The following is a 1,163-nucleotide window of genomic DNA, read 5'->3' on the forward strand; positions in this document are numbered from 1 at the left end:
CTGTGATTGTTGCGGGAGCTCGTACCCCGATGGGTCGACTCCTCGGATCGTTGAAAGACCTCTCCGGGTCCGACCTCGGCGGCATCGCCATCAAAGGCGCCCTCGACAAGTCCGGAGTCGCCCCCGAACAAGTCGACTACGTCATCATGGGACAGGTCCTCACCGCCGGCGCCGGCCAGATGCCCGCCCGCCAAGCCGCCGTCGCCGCCGGCATCCCCATGAACGTCCCCGCCCTGAGCATCAACAAAGTGTGCCTCTCCGGCATCGACGCCATCGCCCTCGCCGACCAACTCATCCGCGCCGGCGAATTCGACATCGTCGTCGCCGGCGGGCAGGAATCGATGTCCCGCGCACCCCACATGCTCGAAAAAAGCCGCGAAGGCTTCAAATACGGCGACGTCACCCTCCGCGACCACATGGCCTACGACGGCCTCCACGACATCTTCACCGACCAGGCCATGGGCCTGCTCACCGAACAGGTCAACCAACAAGAAACCGCCCACATCACCCGCGCCGAGCAGGACGCCTTCGCCGCCGCCTCACACCAGAACGCGGCCCGCGCCTGGAAAGACGGCTACTTCGACAACGAAGTAGTCCCCGTCTCCATCCCCCAACGCAAGGGCGAGCCGATCGTCTTCGCGCAGGACGAAGGCATCCGCGCCGACACCACCACCGAATCCCTCGGCAAACTGCGTCCCGCGTTCAGCAAGGACGGCACCATCACCGCCGGCTCCGCCTCCCCGATCTCCGACGGCGCCGCCGCCGTGATCGTGATGAGCAAAACCAAAGCCGAAGAACTCGGCCTGACCTGGATCGCGGAAATCGGCGCCCACGGCGTCGTCGCCGGACCCGACTCCACCCTCCAGTCCCAACCCGCCCGGGCCATCGCCAAGGCCTGCGCCAAGGAAGGCATCGACCCCACCGACCTCGACCTCGTCGAAATCAACGAAGCGTTCGCCGCCGTCGGGATCGCCTCCACCCGCGAACTCGGCCTCGACCCCGCCAAGGTCAACGTCAACGGCGGCGCCATCGCCGTCGGACACCCCCTCGGCATGTCCGGCGCCCGCATCGCCCTGCACCTCGCCCTCGAACTGCAACGCCGCGGCGGCGGCATCGGCGCAGCCGCACTCTGCGGCGGCGGCGGACAAGGCGACGCACTCATC

General features: G+C 67.7%; 1 protein-coding gene. It reads left to right on the forward strand.

The features are described 5' to 3' along the window. Positions 1-2 precede the first annotated feature (2 nt). On the forward strand, positions 3-1,163 hold a 1,161-nt coding region (locus tag QM596_RS29565; RefSeq protein ID WP_283310598.1), incomplete at its 3' end, for an acetyl-CoA C-acetyltransferase.

The sequence above is a fragment of the Rhodococcus sp. IEGM 1406 genome (assembly GCF_030056745.1).
Taxonomy (GTDB): Bacteria; Actinomycetota; Actinomycetes; order Mycobacteriales; family Mycobacteriaceae; genus Rhodococcus_F; species Rhodococcus_F erythropolis.